Annotated in this window: 16 protein-coding genes; 13 read left to right on the forward strand and 3 right to left on the reverse strand. The window is 54.2% G+C overall.

Annotation, left to right across the window (positions count from 1 at the left end):
- Nucleotides 1–206 precede the first annotated feature (206 nt).
- The gene (gene lpcA / locus L3068_RS04180; protein ID WP_032637420.1) at nucleotides 207–785 is read left to right on the forward strand and encodes a D-sedoheptulose 7-phosphate isomerase; all 579 of its coding nucleotides are present in this window, start codon (nucleotides 207–209) and stop codon (nucleotides 783–785) included.
- A 57-nt stretch (nucleotides 786–842) separates the two neighbouring features.
- The gene (locus L3068_RS04185; RefSeq protein WP_014882671.1) at nucleotides 843–1,610 is read left to right on the forward strand and encodes a class II glutamine amidotransferase; all 768 of its coding nucleotides are present in this window, start codon (nucleotides 843–845) and stop codon (nucleotides 1,608–1,610) included.
- On the opposite strand, the gene dpaA is transcribed toward L3068_RS04185, so the two are convergent.
- Nucleotides 1,581–2,321, reverse strand: a complete 741-nt coding sequence (gene dpaA / locus L3068_RS04190) for a peptidoglycan meso-diaminopimelic acid protein amidase (protein WP_014882672.1) — start codon at nucleotides 2,319–2,321, stop codon at nucleotides 1,581–1,583. The genes L3068_RS04185 and dpaA overlap by 30 nt on opposite strands.
- 298 nt (nucleotides 2,322–2,619) lie before the next feature.
- Here dpaA and L3068_RS04195 point away from each other — a divergent pair, with 298 nt between their 5' ends.
- The 8 genes from L3068_RS04195 to dinB all read left to right on the forward strand — a co-directional run bounded on the left by L3068_RS04195 (nucleotide 2,620) and on the right by dinB (nucleotide 9,825).
- The gene (locus L3068_RS04195; protein ID WP_117582226.1) at nucleotides 2,620–3,963 is read left to right on the forward strand and encodes a Na(+)-translocating NADH-quinone reductase subunit A; all 1,344 of its coding nucleotides are present in this window, start codon (nucleotides 2,620–2,622) and stop codon (nucleotides 3,961–3,963) included.
- Between the two features lie 2 nt (nucleotides 3,964–3,965).
- Nucleotides 3,966–5,201, forward strand: a complete 1,236-nt coding sequence (locus tag L3068_RS04200) for an NADH:ubiquinone reductase (Na(+)-transporting) subunit B (RefSeq protein ID WP_014882674.1) — start codon at nucleotides 3,966–3,968, stop codon at nucleotides 5,199–5,201.
- Nucleotides 5,194–5,988: a Na(+)-translocating NADH-quinone reductase subunit C gene (locus L3068_RS04205; protein ID WP_014882675.1), complete on the forward strand. Its 795-nt coding sequence runs from the start codon at nucleotides 5,194–5,196 to the stop codon at nucleotides 5,986–5,988. The genes L3068_RS04200 and L3068_RS04205 overlap by 8 nt, the downstream gene beginning before the upstream one ends.
- A complete protein-coding gene (locus L3068_RS04210; protein ID WP_014882676.1) occupies nucleotides 5,981–6,619 on the forward strand; it encodes an NADH:ubiquinone reductase (Na(+)-transporting) subunit D in 639 nt (212 codons plus the stop codon). Before L3068_RS04205 ends, L3068_RS04210 begins: the two co-directional genes overlap by 8 nt.
- Before the next feature lie 6 nt (nucleotides 6,620–6,625).
- Complete coding sequence (gene nqrE / locus L3068_RS04215; RefSeq protein WP_236904778.1) at nucleotides 6,626–7,222, forward strand: NADH:ubiquinone reductase (Na(+)-transporting) subunit E; 597 nt, start codon at nucleotides 6,626–6,628, stop codon at nucleotides 7,220–7,222.
- 10 nt (nucleotides 7,223–7,232) lie between these two features.
- Nucleotides 7,233–8,456: an NADH:ubiquinone reductase (Na(+)-transporting) subunit F gene (gene nqrF / locus L3068_RS04220; RefSeq protein WP_014882677.1), complete on the forward strand. Its 1,224-nt coding sequence runs from the start codon at nucleotides 7,233–7,235 to the stop codon at nucleotides 8,454–8,456.
- A gap of 2 nt (nucleotides 8,457–8,458) precedes the next feature.
- A complete protein-coding gene (nqrM, locus tag L3068_RS04225; protein WP_014882678.1) occupies nucleotides 8,459–8,659 on the forward strand; it encodes a (Na+)-NQR maturation NqrM in 201 nt (66 codons plus the stop codon).
- Between the two features lie 107 nt (nucleotides 8,660–8,766).
- A complete protein-coding gene (dinB, locus tag L3068_RS04230) occupies nucleotides 8,767–9,825 on the forward strand; it encodes a DNA polymerase IV (protein ID WP_023332160.1) in 1,059 nt (352 codons plus the stop codon).
- A 55-nt stretch (nucleotides 9,826–9,880) separates the two neighbouring features.
- Here the strand turns inward: dinB and pepD are convergent, their stop codons facing one another.
- Nucleotides 9,881–11,338, reverse strand: a complete 1,458-nt coding sequence (pepD, locus tag L3068_RS04235) for a cytosol nonspecific dipeptidase (RefSeq protein ID WP_117582228.1) — start codon at nucleotides 11,336–11,338, stop codon at nucleotides 9,881–9,883.
- 260 nt (nucleotides 11,339–11,598) lie between these two features.
- On the opposite strand from pepD, the gene gpt reads away from it, so the two are divergent.
- From gpt to crl, 3 genes are all read left to right on the forward strand, one after another.
- Nucleotides 11,599–12,057 (forward strand): xanthine phosphoribosyltransferase, encoded by a 459-nt coding sequence (gene gpt, locus L3068_RS04240; protein WP_003863205.1) that lies wholly within the window; start codon nucleotides 11,599–11,601, stop codon nucleotides 12,055–12,057.
- Nucleotides 12,058–12,161: 104 nt separating this feature from the next.
- Nucleotides 12,162–13,406, forward strand: a complete 1,245-nt coding sequence (gene frsA / locus L3068_RS04245; RefSeq protein WP_117582229.1) for an esterase FrsA — start codon at nucleotides 12,162–12,164, stop codon at nucleotides 13,404–13,406.
- Nucleotides 13,407–13,463: 57 nt separating this feature from the next.
- Complete coding sequence (crl, locus tag L3068_RS04250; protein ID WP_117582231.1) at nucleotides 13,464–13,865, forward strand: sigma factor-binding protein Crl; 402 nt, start codon at nucleotides 13,464–13,466, stop codon at nucleotides 13,863–13,865.
- Nucleotides 13,866–13,978: 113 nt separating this feature from the next.
- On the opposite strand, the gene phoE is transcribed toward crl, so the two are convergent.
- Nucleotides 13,979–15,031, reverse strand: a complete 1,053-nt coding sequence (gene phoE, locus L3068_RS04255) for a phosphoporin PhoE (protein WP_014882683.1) — start codon at nucleotides 15,029–15,031, stop codon at nucleotides 13,979–13,981.
- Nucleotides 15,032–15,207: the final 176 nt, after the last annotated feature.

Below are 15,207 nucleotides of genomic sequence, written 5' to 3' on the forward strand. Positions count from 1 at the left end.
CCACTTGTGATGATATGGTTGTAGTTGATGTTATTTCCTTTAGCAATGTGTTTACAAAATAATTACAACCGGGCTCACATTGTTCGTGTTTTCGCCGGCACGAAAAAGCAAAACGCCGGAGGATTCGCATGGCTTTAGCTTCTCGCTTTTCCCGCTATCCGGTACACTCCACTGTGTTATTTCATCAATACTGAAGGATTATCCTCATGTACCAGGATCTTATTCGTAACGAACTGAACGAAGCGGCGGAAACGCTGGCTAACTTTCTGAAAGATGATGCCAACATTCACGCTATTCAGCGCGCGGCGGTCCTGCTGGCCGACAGCTTTAAAGCGGGCGGCAAAGTGCTCTCCTGCGGTAACGGTGGTTCCCACTGTGATGCCATGCACTTTGCAGAAGAGCTGACCGGACGCTATCGCGAAAACCGTCCGGGCTACCCGGCGATTGCGATTTCCGACGTCAGCCACATCTCCTGCGTAGGCAATGACTTCGGTTACGACCACATCTTTTCCCGCTACGTTGAAGCGGTAGGTCGTGAAGGCGACGTGCTGCTGGGCATTTCGACCTCCGGTAACTCCGCTAACGTGATCAAAGCGATCGCTGCCGCGCGTGAAAAAGGGATGAAAGTCATCACCCTGACCGGTAAAGATGGCGGTAAGATGGACGGTACCGCGGATATCGAAATTCGCGTTCCGCACTTTGGTTATGCTGACCGCGTTCAGGAAATTCACATCAAAGTGATCCATATCCTGATCCAGCTGATCGAAAAAGAGATGGCTAAGTAAGACTTCGCGGGGGGCATAGCCATTGGGGCGTTGCCCCCGCTGTTGTGGAGGTGATGTATGTGCGAACTGCTCGGGATGAGCGCCAATGTGCCAACCGATATCTGCTTTAGTTTCACCGGGCTGGTGCAGCGCGGTGGAGGAACCGGGCCGCATAAAGACGGCTGGGGCATTACCTTCTACGAAGGCAAAGGGTGTCGCACGTTCAAAGATCCACAGCCCAGCTATAACTCACCGATTGCCAAACTGGTGCAGGACTATCCCATCAAGTCCCGCTCGGTGATTGCGCACATCCGTCAGGCTAACCGCGGCGAAGTGGCGCTGGAAAATACCCATCCGTTTACCCGTGAACTGTGGGGGCGAAACTGGACCTACGCGCACAACGGGCAACTGACGGGCTATAAGTCGCTGGAGACGGGGAATTTCCGCCCGGTCGGCGAAACGGATAGCGAAAAAGCCTTCTGCTGGCTACTGCACAAGCTGACGGAACGTTATCCTCGTACGCCCGGCAACATGACCGCCGTGTTTAAATACATCGCGACGCTGGCATCCGAGCTACGTGAAAAAGGCGTGTTTAACATGCTGCTGTCAGACGGACGCTATGTCATGGCGTTCTGTTCGACGAACCTGTTCTGGATCACGCGCCGTGCGCCGTTTGGCGTTGCAAAGCTGCTCGATCAGGATGTGGAGATAGACTTTCAGAAAGAGACCACACCGAACGATGTGGTCACAGTCATTGCGACGCAGCCGCTGACGGGCAACGAAGCCTGGCAAAAGATCATGCCAGGCGAGTGGGTGCTATTTTGTCTCGGGGACCGTGTAATTTGACGCCAGCTGTGGATGGACGACTTCGTGGCTCAGCGGTTTGCTGACCACGTAACGGCCATCTACGATAGAAACCACAGGCGGCTTGTGGGTCTGCTCAAAGTAGTCGTAACCCGGCTTCAGCTGTTTCCAGAAATCGGCGTAATAGGAGTACTTATGGCGGGCCATGTTGGCATCCGTCATACGGAACGGATAAATGCTGACCTGAACGTTAGGCTGCCCGAACACCAGCGCGCCTGTTACGAACTGGAAAATTTCATCAATGCCGGCATCGGTCATCGCATAACAGCCGATAGACACGCAGGCACCGTGGATCATCAGGTATTTCCCTTCATAACCGTGAGCACGGTCATAGGCATTGGGGAAACCGATGTTAATGGCTTTATAGAAGCGGCTGTCCGGTTTGAGCTGGCTACGCTGAACGTTATAAAACCCTTCCGGACTTTTAAAATCACCCTGGCGCTGTTTTGGCCCCAGCCCGCCGGAGTAATTACAAATTTTGTAGCTATCAAGCAGCTGATATGTCTCGCCCATTTTCACAAATAGATCGAGCGTGCGTTCTTCCTTGAAGATTTGAATATAAACCGGCGATCCCATTAACTGCTGTTTATATTCTTTGCTGATCGGCGTCGTGGAGCTGTTGCTGCTGAGCAGCCCGGCAAACGACATGCACGGAATCAGAAGCATCGCAATGAACAATGCGATTTTACGCATACTACAAGTTCCTTGATAAAACGTAGACCAACTTGCCAGGGCGGCAAAAGAGACCCGAAATCAGATTATTCTGTTAGGAGCGCTCACATTAGCACCGCTATAGATTTTCGCAAGAGTCGGGCGATGAGTTTACAAATTAGTTTTACTTTATAAACCATCAAAATCACGCTGGCTCCAGGAACTTTGCGTATTAGCTCGCAATTTGGCGCACCCGCAGGCGGATCCCCTGCCCGTGAGAAGGGGAAAATGGTACACTTCGCGCCCACTGGATTGTTGTTTATGGAAACCTGCTAACCACATGTTTAAAATAAAAAAAGGACTTAATCTGCCGATTGCAGGCGTGCCCGAGCAGCACGTTTCGCCCGGTGCAAGTGTCCGTCATGTCGCCATCGTAGGCGACGATTATCTGGGAATGCGTCCCTCGATGCTGGTTCAGGAAGGCGATCGCGTTATCAAAGGGCAGGCGCTCTTTGAGGATAAAAAAAATCCCGGCGTGCTGTTCACAGCTCCCGCCAGCGGCACCGTTGTGGCGATCAATCGTGGCGAGCGCCGTGTCCTTCAGTCGGTGGTGATCCGCATTGAAGGCGATGAACAGCGTGAGTTTGCCCATTACGACGCCGCAGAACTCGCGTCGCTTAGTCGGGAAACTGTGCAGGCTCAACTGCTGGCATCCGGTTTGTGGACGGCACTTCGCACGCGTCCTTTCAGCAAATCCCCCGCTCCTGATACGGCCCCGGCTGCCATATTCGTGACGGCCATCGACACCAACCCGCTCAGCGCAGACCCGCAGCCCGTTATTCTGGCGCAGCGTAAAGCCTTCGATGCCGGGCTGACGGTTTTAACGCGCCTGACGCCCGGAAAAGTTCACGTCTGCCAGGCCGGCGGTGGCAAGCTTGGCGGCCATCCGCAGGGGCAGGTCACGTTTAATGAATTTTCGGGTCCACATCCGGCTGGGCTGGTCGGCACCCATATTCATTTCCTTGAGCCGGTGAGTCTGAAAAAACAGGTCTGGCATCTTAATTATCAGGACGTCATTGCCATTGGTAAGCTCTTTACCACTGGCGTTCTCTGCGCTGAACGGGTCATCGCTATCGGCGGTCCGCAGGCTGCAAACCCGCGCCTGGTAAAAACGCTTCTGGGAGCCGATCTTAATGACCTGCTTTCCGGGGAAACGAAAGAGGGTGAAAACCGCATGATTTCCGGTTCAGTACTCAGTGGGCGCCGTGCAGTTGATGCGCATGCGTACCTGGGCCGTTTCCATCTTCAGGTGAGCGTTGTGCAGGAAGGGCGTGAGAAAGAGCTGTTCGGCTGGGTGCTGCCGGGTGCAGAGAAATACTCCGTGACCCGCACTACGCTGGGTCACTTCCTGCGTCATAAGCTCTTTAATTTCTCCACCAGCACGAACGGCGGGGAGCGCGCAATGGTCCCGATTGGCAACTACGAACGCGTGATGCCGCTGGACATTCTGCCCACCGTGCTGCTGCGCGATCTCCTTGCCGGTGATACCGACGGCGCGCAGGCGCTGGGCTGTCTCGAGCTGGATGAAGAAGATTTGGCGCTGTGTACTTATGTGTGTCCAGGTAAATACGAATATGGACCCGTATTGCGCGAGGTGTTAACCCGCATTGAGCAGGAAGGATAACGATGGGCTTAAAACACCTCTTTGAAAAAATAGAGCCGCATTTTACCGAGGGTAAACTGAAGAAGTACTACCCGCTGTACGAAGCGACGACGACCATTTTCTACACGCCGGGTCTGGTGACGAAAGGGGCGGCGCACGTTCGCGATGCCATCGACCTGAAACGCATGATGATCCTGGTGTGGTTTGCGGTCTTCCCGGCTATGTTCTGGGGCATGTACAACGTGGGGCTGCAAACCATTCCGGCGCTGCATCATCTCTATGATGCACAGCAGCTGGCGCAGGTCATTCAGTCTGACTGGCACTACCGCCTGGCACAGTCGTTAGGCGTGAGCTTCGCGGCGGACGCGGGCTGGCTCAGCATGATGACGCTGGGGGCGGTATTCTTCCTGCCGATTTATATGACTGTCTTTATCGTGGGCGGTTTCTGGGAAGTGCTGTTCGCCATCATCCGCAAACACGAGATTAACGAGGGCTTCTTTGTTACCTCTATCCTGTTTGCGCTGATTGTGCCACCAACGCTGCCACTCTGGCAGGCGGCGTTGGGGATAAGCTTTGGCGTCGTGATTGCCAAAGAGATCTTCGGCGGGACCGGGCGTAACTTCCTGAACCCGGCGCTGGCGGGGCGTGCGTTCCTGTTCTTTGCCTACCCGGCGCAGATCTCAGGTGACCTGGTGTGGACGGCTGCTGACGGTTTCTCCGGTGCGACACCCCTTTCCCAGTGGGCGGCAGGCGGCGGTGAAACGCTGGTCAATAATGCGACCGGCCAGCCGGTGACCTGGTTTGATGCGTTTATTGGCAACATCCCGGGCTCCATCGGGGAAGTGTCTACCCTGATGATTTTGCTCGGCGGGGCGATCATTCTCTTTGGTCGCGTGGCCTCCTGGCGCATCGTCGCAGGCGTGATGCTCGGGATGGTGCTTACTGCCACCCTGTTCAATCTCATTGGTTCAAACACGAACCCGATGTTCTCTATGCCGTGGTACTGGCACCTTGTGCTGGGCGGTTTTGCGTTTGGCATGATGTTCATGGCCACCGATCCCGTCTCGGCCTCGTTTACCGACAGAGGTAAATGGTGTTACGGCGCGCTCATTGGGGTGATGTGTGTATTGATTCGCGTGGTCAACCCGGCCTATCCGGAAGGGATGATGTTGGCCATTCTGTTTGCCAATCTGTTTGCGCCGCTGTTCGACTATCTGGTCGTGCGCGCCAACATTAAGCGGAGGAAGGCGCGTGGCTGAAGTCAAAAATAACGACAGCATCAGCAAAACATTGCTGGTGGTTCTGGTGCTTTGCCTGGTCTGTTCCATTGTCGTCGCCGGTTCTGCCGTCGGGTTAAAACCGCTGCAGCAGGAGCAACGGGCGCTGGATAAACAGCGTAACATCCTGGCCGTGGCCGGGCTGATGCAGGAAGGCATGACGAAGGACGACGTCTCAGCCGTGTTTGCTGAACGCATTACCGCACGGCTGGTGAATTTAAAAACCGGTGAACTGATGGATAAAGACCCGGCGAAATATAACCAGGCGCTGGCGCTGAAAGATCCGCAGATGAGCACTTCGCTTGATGCCTCTCAGGATCCGGCAGGGATTAAGCGCCGCAGCAATATTGCGGAGATTTATCTCGTTCGTGACGAGCAAAAACGCGTGCAGGAAGTGGTTTTGCCCATCTATGGTAACGGCTTGTGGTCAATGATGTACGCCTTTGTGGCGCTGGACACCGATGGCCGCACGGTCAAAGGCATTACTTATTATGATCAGGGCGAAACGCCGGGGCTGGGTGGCGAAGTTGAGAACCCTAACTGGCGTGCGCAGTTTGTCGGTAAAAAAGTACTCGACGATAACGGTCAGCCTGCGCTTAAGGTGGTGAAAGGGGGCGCGCGTCCCGGTGATGACTTCGCCGTTGACGGTCTTTCCGGGGCCACGCTCACCTCTAACGGGGTGCAGCACAGTTTTGATTTCTGGATGGGTGAACTGGGCTTTGGTCCCTTCCTGAAAAACGTACGTGAAGGAGCGCTAAACAATGGCTGATACGGGTGAACTGAAAGAAGTTAAAAAGGTGCTGATTGGCCCACTTTTAGCCAATAACCCGATAACGCTGCAGGTGCTGGGCGTCTGCTCTGCCCTGGCGGTGACGACCAAACTGGAAACGGCGGTAGTGATGACGCTGGCAGTTACGCTGGTGACAGCGTTCTCCAGCATGTTTATCTCAATGATCCGCCACCACATACCCAACAGCGTAAGGATCATCGTCCAGATGGCGATCATCGCTTCGCTGGTGATCGTCGTTGATCAGCTGCTGCGCGCGTTTGCTTATGAAACCTCGAAGCAGCTTTCGGTGTTTGTCGGCCTGATTATCACCAACTGTATCGTGATGGGGCGCGCTGAAGCCTACGCCATGAAAATGCCGCCGCTGGCGAGCTTTATGGATGGGATCGGCAACGGTCTGGGCTACGGCGTGATCCTGCTGACGGTCGGTTTCCTGCGCGAGCTTATTGGCAGCGGCAAGCTGTTTGGCATCACGGTGCTGGACACGGTACAGAACGGCGGCTGGTATCTGCCAAACGGACTGTTCCTGCTGGCCCCAAGCGCATTTTTCATTATCGGTTTGCTGATCTGGCTGATTCGTACGTTGAAGCCCGAACAGCAGGAAAAGGAGTAACCGACAATGGCTCATTACCTGAGTTTATTTGTGCGCGCGGTGTTTGTTGAAAACATGGCGCTCGCCTTCTTCCTGGGCATGTGTACGTTCCTTGCCGTTTCCAAAAAGGTCTCGACGGCATTTGGTCTGGGCGTGGCGGTCACCGTGGTGTTGGGGCTTTCCGTTCCGATTAACAACCTGGTGTTCAACTTTGTGCTGCGGGACAGTGCGCTGGTGGAGGGGATTAATCTCAGCTTCCTGAACTTCATCACCTTTATCGGGGTAATTGCGGCGCTGGTGCAAATCCTGGAGATGATCCTCGATAAGTATTTCCCGTCGCTGTACAACGCGCTGGGGATCTTCCTGCCGCTCATCGCCGTAAACTGTGCCATCTTTGGTGGCGTCTCATTCATGGTTCAGCGTGATTACAACTTCAGTGAATCCGTGGTGTATGGCTTTGGATCCGGTATCGGCTGGATGCTGGCGATTGTTACCATGGCGGGGATCCGCGAAAAAATGAAATATGCCAACGTCCCTGCCGGGCTGCGTGGCTTAGGGATCACCTTTATCACCACCGGCCTGATGGCGTTGGGCTTTATGTCCTTCTCCGGTGTGCAGCTATAAGGGCTAAAAGATGGAAATTATTCTTGGCGTGGTGATGTTCACGCTGATAGTACTGGTGCTCTCAGGGCTGATTCTGGCGGCGCGCGCGAAGCTGGTCAATTCCGGTGATGTGGTCATTGATATCAATGACGATCCCCAGAATCAGATCCGTACCCCGGCAGGGGATAAACTGCTTAATACGCTCTCCGGAAACGGGATCTTTGTCTCGTCAGCCTGCGGTGGCGGCGGCTCATGCGGGCAGTGCCGTGTGACGGTGAAAGAGGGTGGCGGTGATATTCTGCCCACAGAACTGTCGCATATTACGAAACGTGAAGCGAAAGAGGGTTGTCGTCTGGCATGCCAGGTCGCGGTGCGTCAGAACATGAAGATTGAGCTGCCGGAAGAGATCTTCGGCGTGAAAAAATGGGAGTGCGAGGTTATCTCTAACGATAACAAAGCCACCTTCATTAAAGAGCTTAAGCTGCGTGTGCCTGAAGGGGAGAGCGTCCCGTTCCGTGCGGGGGGCTATATCCAGATTGATTGTCCGGCACACACCGTGGCGTATGCCGACTTCGACGTGCCTGAAGAGTACCGTGCCGACTGGGATAAATTTAATCTCTTCCGCTTTGTTTCCGAGGTCAAAGAGCCCGCGCTTCGCGCCTATTCCATGGCTAACTACCCGGAAGAGAAGGGCATCATTATGCTCAACGTGCGTATCGCCACCCCGCCGCCAAACGTGCCACATGCCCCGCCGGGCGTGATGTCGTCGTACATCTGGTCCCTCAAGCCTGGCGACAAAGTCACCATCTCCGGTCCGTTCGGGGAGTTCTTTGCCAAAGATACCGACGCAGAAATGGTCTTTATCGGCGGGGGCGCGGGTATGGCGCCGATGCGCTCACACATCTTTGACCAGCTCAAGCGTCTTGGGAGCACGCGTAAGATCAGCTTCTGGTATGGGGCACGTTCCCTGCGCGAAATGTTCTATGACGATGAGTTCGAACAGCTGGCGCGTGAGAACCCTAACTTTACCTTCCACGTGGCGCTTTCCGACCCGCAGCCGGAAGATAACTGGACAGGCTATACGGGCTTCATCCACAACGTGCTCTATGAAAATTACCTCAAACAGCACCCGGCACCAGAAGACTGCGAGTTCTACATGTGTGGTCCGCCAATGATGAACGCCGCTGTGATCAAGATGCTGAAAGATCTCGGCGTGGAAGATGAGAACATCCTCCTTGATGATTTCGGAGGCTGATCATGTTGACCTTTCTGGCGACCTTTGCGGTGTTTGTGCTGGTGGTATTCGGCATGTCATTAGGCTGGATCATCAAGCGTAAAAGCATTCAGGGCAGCTGCGGCGGGATCTCTTCTCTCGGAATGGAAAAGGTCTGCGACTGCCCGGAACCGTGCGATGCGCGGAAAAAAAGAATGGCCCGCGAACAGCAGCGCATTATTTAGTCTTGTTAGTCGGGTAAGGCGAAGCTGCCACCCGACAATTCCCACGTACACTTCTCAACCCTCATTTGTTTACTGTATACTTATCCAGTGATGAGTGAGGGCTTACTATGCGCAAAATAATCCATGTCGATATGGACTGCTTTTTTGCCGCAGTGGAGATGCGTGACAACCCGGCGCTGCGGGATATCCCCATCGCCATTGGCGGCAGCCGCGTACAGCGTGGGGTGATCAGCACCGCCAACTACCCTGCGCGCAAATTTGGCGTGCGCAGCGCCATGCCGACGGCGATGGCGTTAAAACTCTGCCCGCACCTCACCCTTTTGCCTGGGCGCTTTGAAGCCTATAAAGAAGCGTCGAACCATATACGGGAAATCTTCTCACGCTATACCTCACTGATTGAGCCGCTATCCCTGGACGAAGCCTATCTTGACGTCACCGACAGCCTTCACTGTCACGGCTCCGCCACCCTGATGGCGCAGGAGATCCGCCAGACTATTTCCAGCGAGCTGAATCTCACCGCATCGGCAGGGGTCGCGCCGGTAAAATTTCTCGCTAAAATCGCCTCCGATTTAAATAAACCCAACGGTCAGTACGTCATTACCCCCGAAGAGGTGCCTGCGTTTTTGAAAACGCTTCCGCTTGGCAAAATCCCCGGCGTAGGCAAAGTCTCCGCCGCGAAGCTGGAAAGTATGGGATTACGCACCTGCGAAGATGTGCAGCGAAGCGATCTGGCTATGCTACTCAAGCGTTTCGGAAAGTTTGGTCGCGTGCTGTGGGAACGCAGTCAGGGCATTGATGAACGCAGCGTAAGCAGCGAGCGGTTGCGTAAATCGGTTGGTGTTGAACGCACGCTGATGGAAGATATTCACGACTGGTCCGAATGTGAATTCATCATCACTGAACAGCTTTATCCTGAGCTGGAAAGGCGCTTAGCGAAGGTTAAGCCCGATCTGCTCATCGCCCGGCAGGGCGTGAAGCTCAAGTTTAACGACTTCCAGCAGACTACGCAGGAGCACGTCTGGCCGCGTCTGAACAGAGACGATCTTATCGCGACGGCAAAAAAAGCATGGGAAGAACGGCGGGCAGGGCGCGGAGTACGACTGGTGGGGCTGCACGTCACACTGTTGGATCCACAGTTAGAGCGTCAGTTGGTTTTGGGATTGTAGATTACGCCAATCGTAGGCCCGGTAAGCGTAGCGCCACCGGGCAACAGACGACGAATTACTTAGCAGGAATCGCCTTTAGCAACTCGGTCAGCAGGGTCCAGTAATGGCCCACGCTTTCGATATGAACTTGCTCATCCGGCGAGTGCGGCCCGGTAATGGTTGGCCCGATAGAGACCATGTCCATGTTCGGATACGGTTTCTTGAACAGACCACACTCCAGACCCGCGTGGATCACCTGAATGTTCGGCGTGCTGTTGAACAGACGCTGATAGGTTTCGCGCACCAGCGCCATCACCGGAGAACTGGCATCCGGCTGCCAGCCCGGGTAGCTGCCTTTAGCGGAGGTTTTGGCACCCGCCAGCGTCCCCAAAGATTCCAGCATGCTCACCACGTACTCTTTACCGCTGTCGATCAGGGAACGGATCAGGCAGATAATTTCTGCACTGTCGTCGCTCATGGTGACCACGCCCACGTTCAGTGAGGTTTCTACCACGCCTTTCGCCACGTCAGAGTTGCGGATCACGCCGTTTGGCGTCGCGTTCAGCAACTGGACAAAGGTGTCACGAGACTGCACGGTCAGCGCGGCTTTGTCGGTAGTAACAGACTCCAGCACCACGGTCAGGTTTTTCTCATTCGCTGACAGTTCGTTTTTCAGGATATCCAGGTAGACGCTGGAGAGTTTTTTCAGCTCGTCCGCTTTTGCTGCTGGTACTGCAACGGTGGCGAAGGCTTCGCGTGGGATCGCGTTGCGCAGGGTACCGCCGTTGAAGTCTACCAGGCGCAGATCCAGCTCAGCCGCGTGGCCCGCCAGGAAGCGTGCCAGCAGTTTGTTGGCGTTGCCCAGGCCCAGGTGAATATCGCCGCCGGAGTGGCCGCCTTTCAGCCCTTTCAGCGTCAGCTTGAAGGTCTGGTAACCCGCAGGCACCGCTTCGCGTGACAGTGGCAGGGTAGAGATGAAATCAATCCCGCCCGCGCAGCCCATGTAGATCTCACCTTCTTCTTCGGAGTCGGTGTTGATCAGGATATCAGCCTGCAGCCAGTTCGCCTGCAGACCGAATGCGCCGTCCATGCCCGCTTCTTCGGTCATGGTCAGCAGCACTTCCAGCGGACCGTGCTCAACGCTGTCATCCGCCAGCACGGCCAGCGCAGAGGCCATGCCGATGCCGTTATCTGCACCCAGGGTGGTGCCGCGCGCTTTCACCCAGTCGCCGTCGATGTAGGGCTGGATCGGGTCTTTAGTGAAATCGTGAACGGTGTCGTTGTTTTTCTGTGGCACCATGTCCAGGTGCGCCTGCAGGACAACCGGTTTGCGGTTTTCCATGCCTGCGGTGGCCGGTTTACGGATAAGAATGTTACCAACCTGGTCGCGTTCAGCGTGCAGACCTTTTTCCTTCGCCCAACCCATAATATGTTCGGCAAGCTGTTCTTCATGGTAGGAAGGGTGTGGAATGGAACAGATTTTGGCAAAAATATCCCACAGCGGCTGCGGAGATAATTGAGACAGTTCAGACACGATAAGTCTCCTTGTCGATGCTCTGCAAACAAGGTTGCAGGTCACAGGGTTAGCAGGTTAATAGTTACCACAAGACAGGCTTGCGAGATGCAACTGAGAATACCACTTTCTCTGCGGGCTGGTAGCATAAAGCATGTAAAAACTCAGGCAGAGGGCGCTAAACACTGGTTTTTAGTGCGTCAGATCTCTATAATCTCGCGCAACCTATTTCCCCCTCGAACACTTTTTAAGCCGTATAAAAACAGGCTGGGACACTTCACATGAGCGAAAAATACGTCGTCACCTGGGACATGTTGCAGATTCACGCCCGCAAACTGGCTGCGCGTCTGATGCCTTCCGAACAGTGGAAAGGCATTATTGCCGTCAGCCGTGGCGGTCTGGTACCGGGGGCGCTGCTGGCACGTGAGCTGGGTATTCGTCATGTCGATACCGTTTGCATCTCCAGCTATGACCACGACAACCAGCGTGAGCTGAAAGTGCTGAAACGCGCTGAAGGCGACGGTGAAGGCTTTATCGTCATCGACGATCTGGTGGACACCGGTGGTACCGCGGTGGCTATCCGCGAAATGTATCCAAAAGCGCATTTCGTCACTATCTTCGCGAAACCGGCGGGTCGCCCACTGGTTGACGATTACGTGATTGATATCCCTCAGGATACCTGGATTGAACAGCCATGGGATATGGGCGTGGTCTTTGTACCGCCTATTTCAGGCCGTTAATTTCCGCACGTAACTTTACACGCCCGGCTATGTCGGGCGTTGTTCTTTTTATCCTGCCACGCGTTACAATGGACGTTATATGACGTATCCATGGAGGCAACGCAATGACGCAGGCGAATCTCACCGAGACACTCTTCAAACCCCGTTTCAAACACCCTGAAACGTCGACGCTGGTCCGTCGGTTCAATCCGGGTATCCAGCCTGCCGTCCAGTCTGCCTTAGACGGCAAAAACGTCCCCCACTGGTATCGCATGATTAACCGCCTGATGTGGATCTGGCGCGGTATTGATCCGCGTGAAATCCTGGATGTGCAGGCGCGTATCGTCATGAGCGAGTCGGAGCGCACCGACAGCGAACTCTACGACACGGTGGTCGGCTATCGCGGCGGCAACTGGATCTATGAATGGTCTAAACAGGCGATGCTCTGGCAGCAAAAAGCCAGCCAGGAGGAAGATGCTACGCGGAGCGGCAAGCACTGGCTCCATGCGGCCAATCTCTACGCCATTGCCGCCTACCCGCATTTAAAAGGTGATGAGCTGGCTGAGCAGGCTCAGGCGCTGGCGAACCGAGCATATGAAGAAGCGGCTCAGCGCCTTCCGGGCCAGATGCGCGAACTGGAGTTCACCATTCCCGGCGGTGCGCCCGTCACCGGGTTCCTTCATATGCCTGAAGGAGACGGCCCGTTCCCGACCGTCCTGATGTGCGGCGGGCTGGATTCGCTGCAAATCGACTATTACAGCCTGTATGAGCGTTACTTCGCACCAAAAGGGATCGCGATGTTGACGCTTGATATGCCTTCAATTGGTTTCTCATCCAAATGGAAGCTGACTCAGGATTCCAGTCTGCTGCACCAGCATGCGCTAAAAGCGCTGGAAAACATTCCTTGGGTTGACCACACCCGCGTGGCGGCATTCGGCTTCCGCTTTGGGGCGAACGTCGCAGTGCGTCTGGCTTACCTTGAATCATCGCGCCTGAAGGCCGTCGCGTGCCTGGGCCCGGTAGTCCACGCCCTGCTTAGCGATCCTGCCCGTCAGGGCAGCGTGCCGGAAATGTACCTTGACGTGCTGGCCAGCCGCCTTGGCATGCATGATGCATCAGATGAAACGCTGCGCGTTGAGCTCAATCGTTACTCGTTAAAAACGCAAGGTTTGCTGGGACGCCGTTGCCCGACGCCGATGTTGTCCGGTTTCTGGAAAAACGATCCGTTCAGCCCGGAGGCAGAGTCACGCTTAATCACTTCGTCATCTGCGGATGGCAAATTGCTTGAGGTGCCGTTCAGCCCGGTATATCAGAATTTCGACAAAGCACTGAAAGAGATTACGCGCTGGATCGCTCAGAGATTGTGTTAATAGATTGCTAAATTTTGCTGGTTTGGTAAAACAGTGGCTTCACAAAAGGAGATCGCAATGACGTTACCGAGTGGACACCCGAAAAGTAGGCTGATTAAGAAATTTATGGCTCTCGGCCCGTATATTCGAGAAGAGCAGTGTGAAAAGAATCGCTTTTTTTTCGACTGCCTGGCTGTTTGCGTCAACGTGAAGCCTGCACCCGAAAAACGTGAATTCTGGGGCTGGTGGATGGAAATGGAAGCTGAGGAGAAACGTTTTACCTATAGCTACCAGTTTGGCCTGTTTAATAAAGACGGCAACTGGCAGGCCACCACCATCAACGATCAGGAAGTGATTGATCGCCTGGAATATACCCTCAAAGAGTTCCATGACAAAGCGAGCGCACTGCTGGCCTCTCTGGAGCTGAAGTTCGAACCCGCGGATAACTTTTCCAGCGAAGCGGTGAGGCTGACCGCGTAATGCTTTTCTCCCTCTCCCTGTGGGAGAGGGCCGGGGTGAGGGCATCAGACCGCATTCATTTCGGGCAAAAAAAATCCCGGCACATCTGCCGGGATTTTCTTATTCGGATAATCTTAGAACTGGTACGTCATACCCAGCGCAACAATATCATCGCTGCTTACGCCCAGTTTATTATCGTCGTCAATCTGGTTGATTTTATAATCAACAAATGCGGACATATTTTTGTTGAAGTAATAGGTCGCGCCGACATCGATATATTTCACCAGGTCTTCGTCACCAATCCCTTCTATATCCTTGCCTTTAGACTGGACATAGCCCAGAGACGGGCGCAGGCCGAAATCGAACTGATATTGTGCAACAACTTCAAAGTTCTGCGCTTTATTAGCAAAGCCGCCGGAAATTGGCGTCATATTGCGGGTTTCGGAATACATGGCTGCCAGATAAATATCGTTCGCGTCGTATTTCAGACCGGTAGCCCAGGCTTCCGCTTTCTGGCCCTGACCACGCGCCAGCAGGTTCTGCGCGTTGGTGCGGTCAGAGTTGGTGTACGCGCCGCTGACGGCGAAATCGCTGCCGCCGAAGTCATAGGTCAGAGAGGTACCGAAACCGTCACCGTTCTGTTTTTTGGCGTCACGGTTTTCGTTTTTGCCCTGGTACTGCAGCGTCATGTCCAGGCCATCAATCGCACCGAAGAAATCGGTGTTACGGTAGGTTGCAAGACCGCTGGCACGCTTGGTCATAAAATTGTCGGTCTGTGCGGAAGAGTCGCCGCCGAACTCAGGGAACATATCGGTCCACGCTTCGACGTCGTAAAGCGCACCCAGGTTACGACCATAATCCAGGGAACCAAAGTCTTTCAGTTTCAGACCCGCAAACGCCAGGCGTGTTTTCTGAGAAGAGTCGCTTTCGGCTTTGTTACCGGCAAATTCGGCTTCCCAACGGCCATAGCCCGTCAGCTGATCGTTAATCTGGGTTTCACCTTTAAAACCGAAGCGAACGTACGTCTGGTCACCATCTTTGGTGTCATCATCGCTGATATAGTGCATCGCTTTAACTTTGCCGTACACGTCCAGTTTATTACCGTTTTTATTATAAACTTCAGCTGCGTGAACGGATGCAGAAGCCACCACGCCCATAACCACTAATGCCAGAGTGCTCTTTTTCATTTTCGATCCTGTCTTATAAACGCGCTAAAAAAATTCGCTGGACGATAAGCTCATGCTTAAGTCCCGTGAAAAAACAGGAAGGGTTTTATCGTTCTGGAATGAAACTTTTATGACAAACTAAGAATAATTTTAAAAAACTGTGATTTATTATTTCGGTAATAAATCCGTCAAATTTT

The sequence above is a fragment of the Enterobacter cloacae complex sp. ECL414 genome, from assembly GCF_021869685.1.
In the GTDB taxonomy this organism is placed as follows: domain Bacteria; phylum Pseudomonadota; class Gammaproteobacteria; order Enterobacterales; family Enterobacteriaceae; genus Enterobacter; species Enterobacter kobei.

What these genes read in the sequence shown, in the direction of transcription:
- L3068_RS04210 (WP_014882676.1), top strand. Translation starts at nt 5,981, where the DNA reads ATGGCTGATACGGGTGAACTGAAAGAAGTTAAAAAGGTGCTGATTGGC.
- L3068_RS04185 (WP_014882671.1), top strand. Translation starts at nt 843, where the DNA reads ATGTGCGAACTGCTCGGGATGAGCGCCAATGTGCCAACCGATATCTGC.
- nqrF (WP_014882677.1), top strand. Translation starts at nt 7,233, where the DNA reads ATGGAAATTATTCTTGGCGTGGTGATGTTCACGCTGATAGTACTGGTG.
- nqrE (WP_236904778.1), top strand. Translation starts at nt 6,626, where the DNA reads ATGGCTCATTACCTGAGTTTATTTGTGCGCGCGGTGTTTGTTGAAAAC.
- gpt (WP_003863205.1), top strand. Translation starts at nt 11,599, where the DNA reads ATGAGCGAAAAATACGTCGTCACCTGGGACATGTTGCAGATTCACGCC.
- frsA (WP_117582229.1), top strand. Translation starts at nt 12,162, where the DNA reads ATGACGCAGGCGAATCTCACCGAGACACTCTTCAAACCCCGTTTCAAA.
- L3068_RS04200 (WP_014882674.1), top strand. Translation starts at nt 3,966, where the DNA reads ATGGGCTTAAAACACCTCTTTGAAAAAATAGAGCCGCATTTTACCGAG.
- dinB (WP_023332160.1), top strand. Translation starts at nt 8,767, where the DNA reads ATGCGCAAAATAATCCATGTCGATATGGACTGCTTTTTTGCCGCAGTG.
- nqrM (WP_014882678.1), top strand. Translation starts at nt 8,459, where the DNA reads ATGTTGACCTTTCTGGCGACCTTTGCGGTGTTTGTGCTGGTGGTATTC.
- L3068_RS04195 (WP_117582226.1), top strand. Translation starts at nt 2,620, where the DNA reads ATGTTTAAAATAAAAAAAGGACTTAATCTGCCGATTGCAGGCGTGCCC.
- crl (WP_117582231.1), top strand. Translation starts at nt 13,464, where the DNA reads ATGACGTTACCGAGTGGACACCCGAAAAGTAGGCTGATTAAGAAATTT.
- dpaA (WP_014882672.1), bottom strand. Translation starts at nt 2,321, where the DNA reads ATGCGTAAAATCGCATTGTTCATTGCGATGCTTCTGATTCCGTGCATG.
- lpcA (WP_032637420.1), top strand. Translation starts at nt 207, where the DNA reads ATGTACCAGGATCTTATTCGTAACGAACTGAACGAAGCGGCGGAAACG.
- phoE (WP_014882683.1), bottom strand. Translation starts at nt 15,031, where the DNA reads ATGAAAAAGAGCACTCTGGCATTAGTGGTTATGGGCGTGGTGGCTTCT.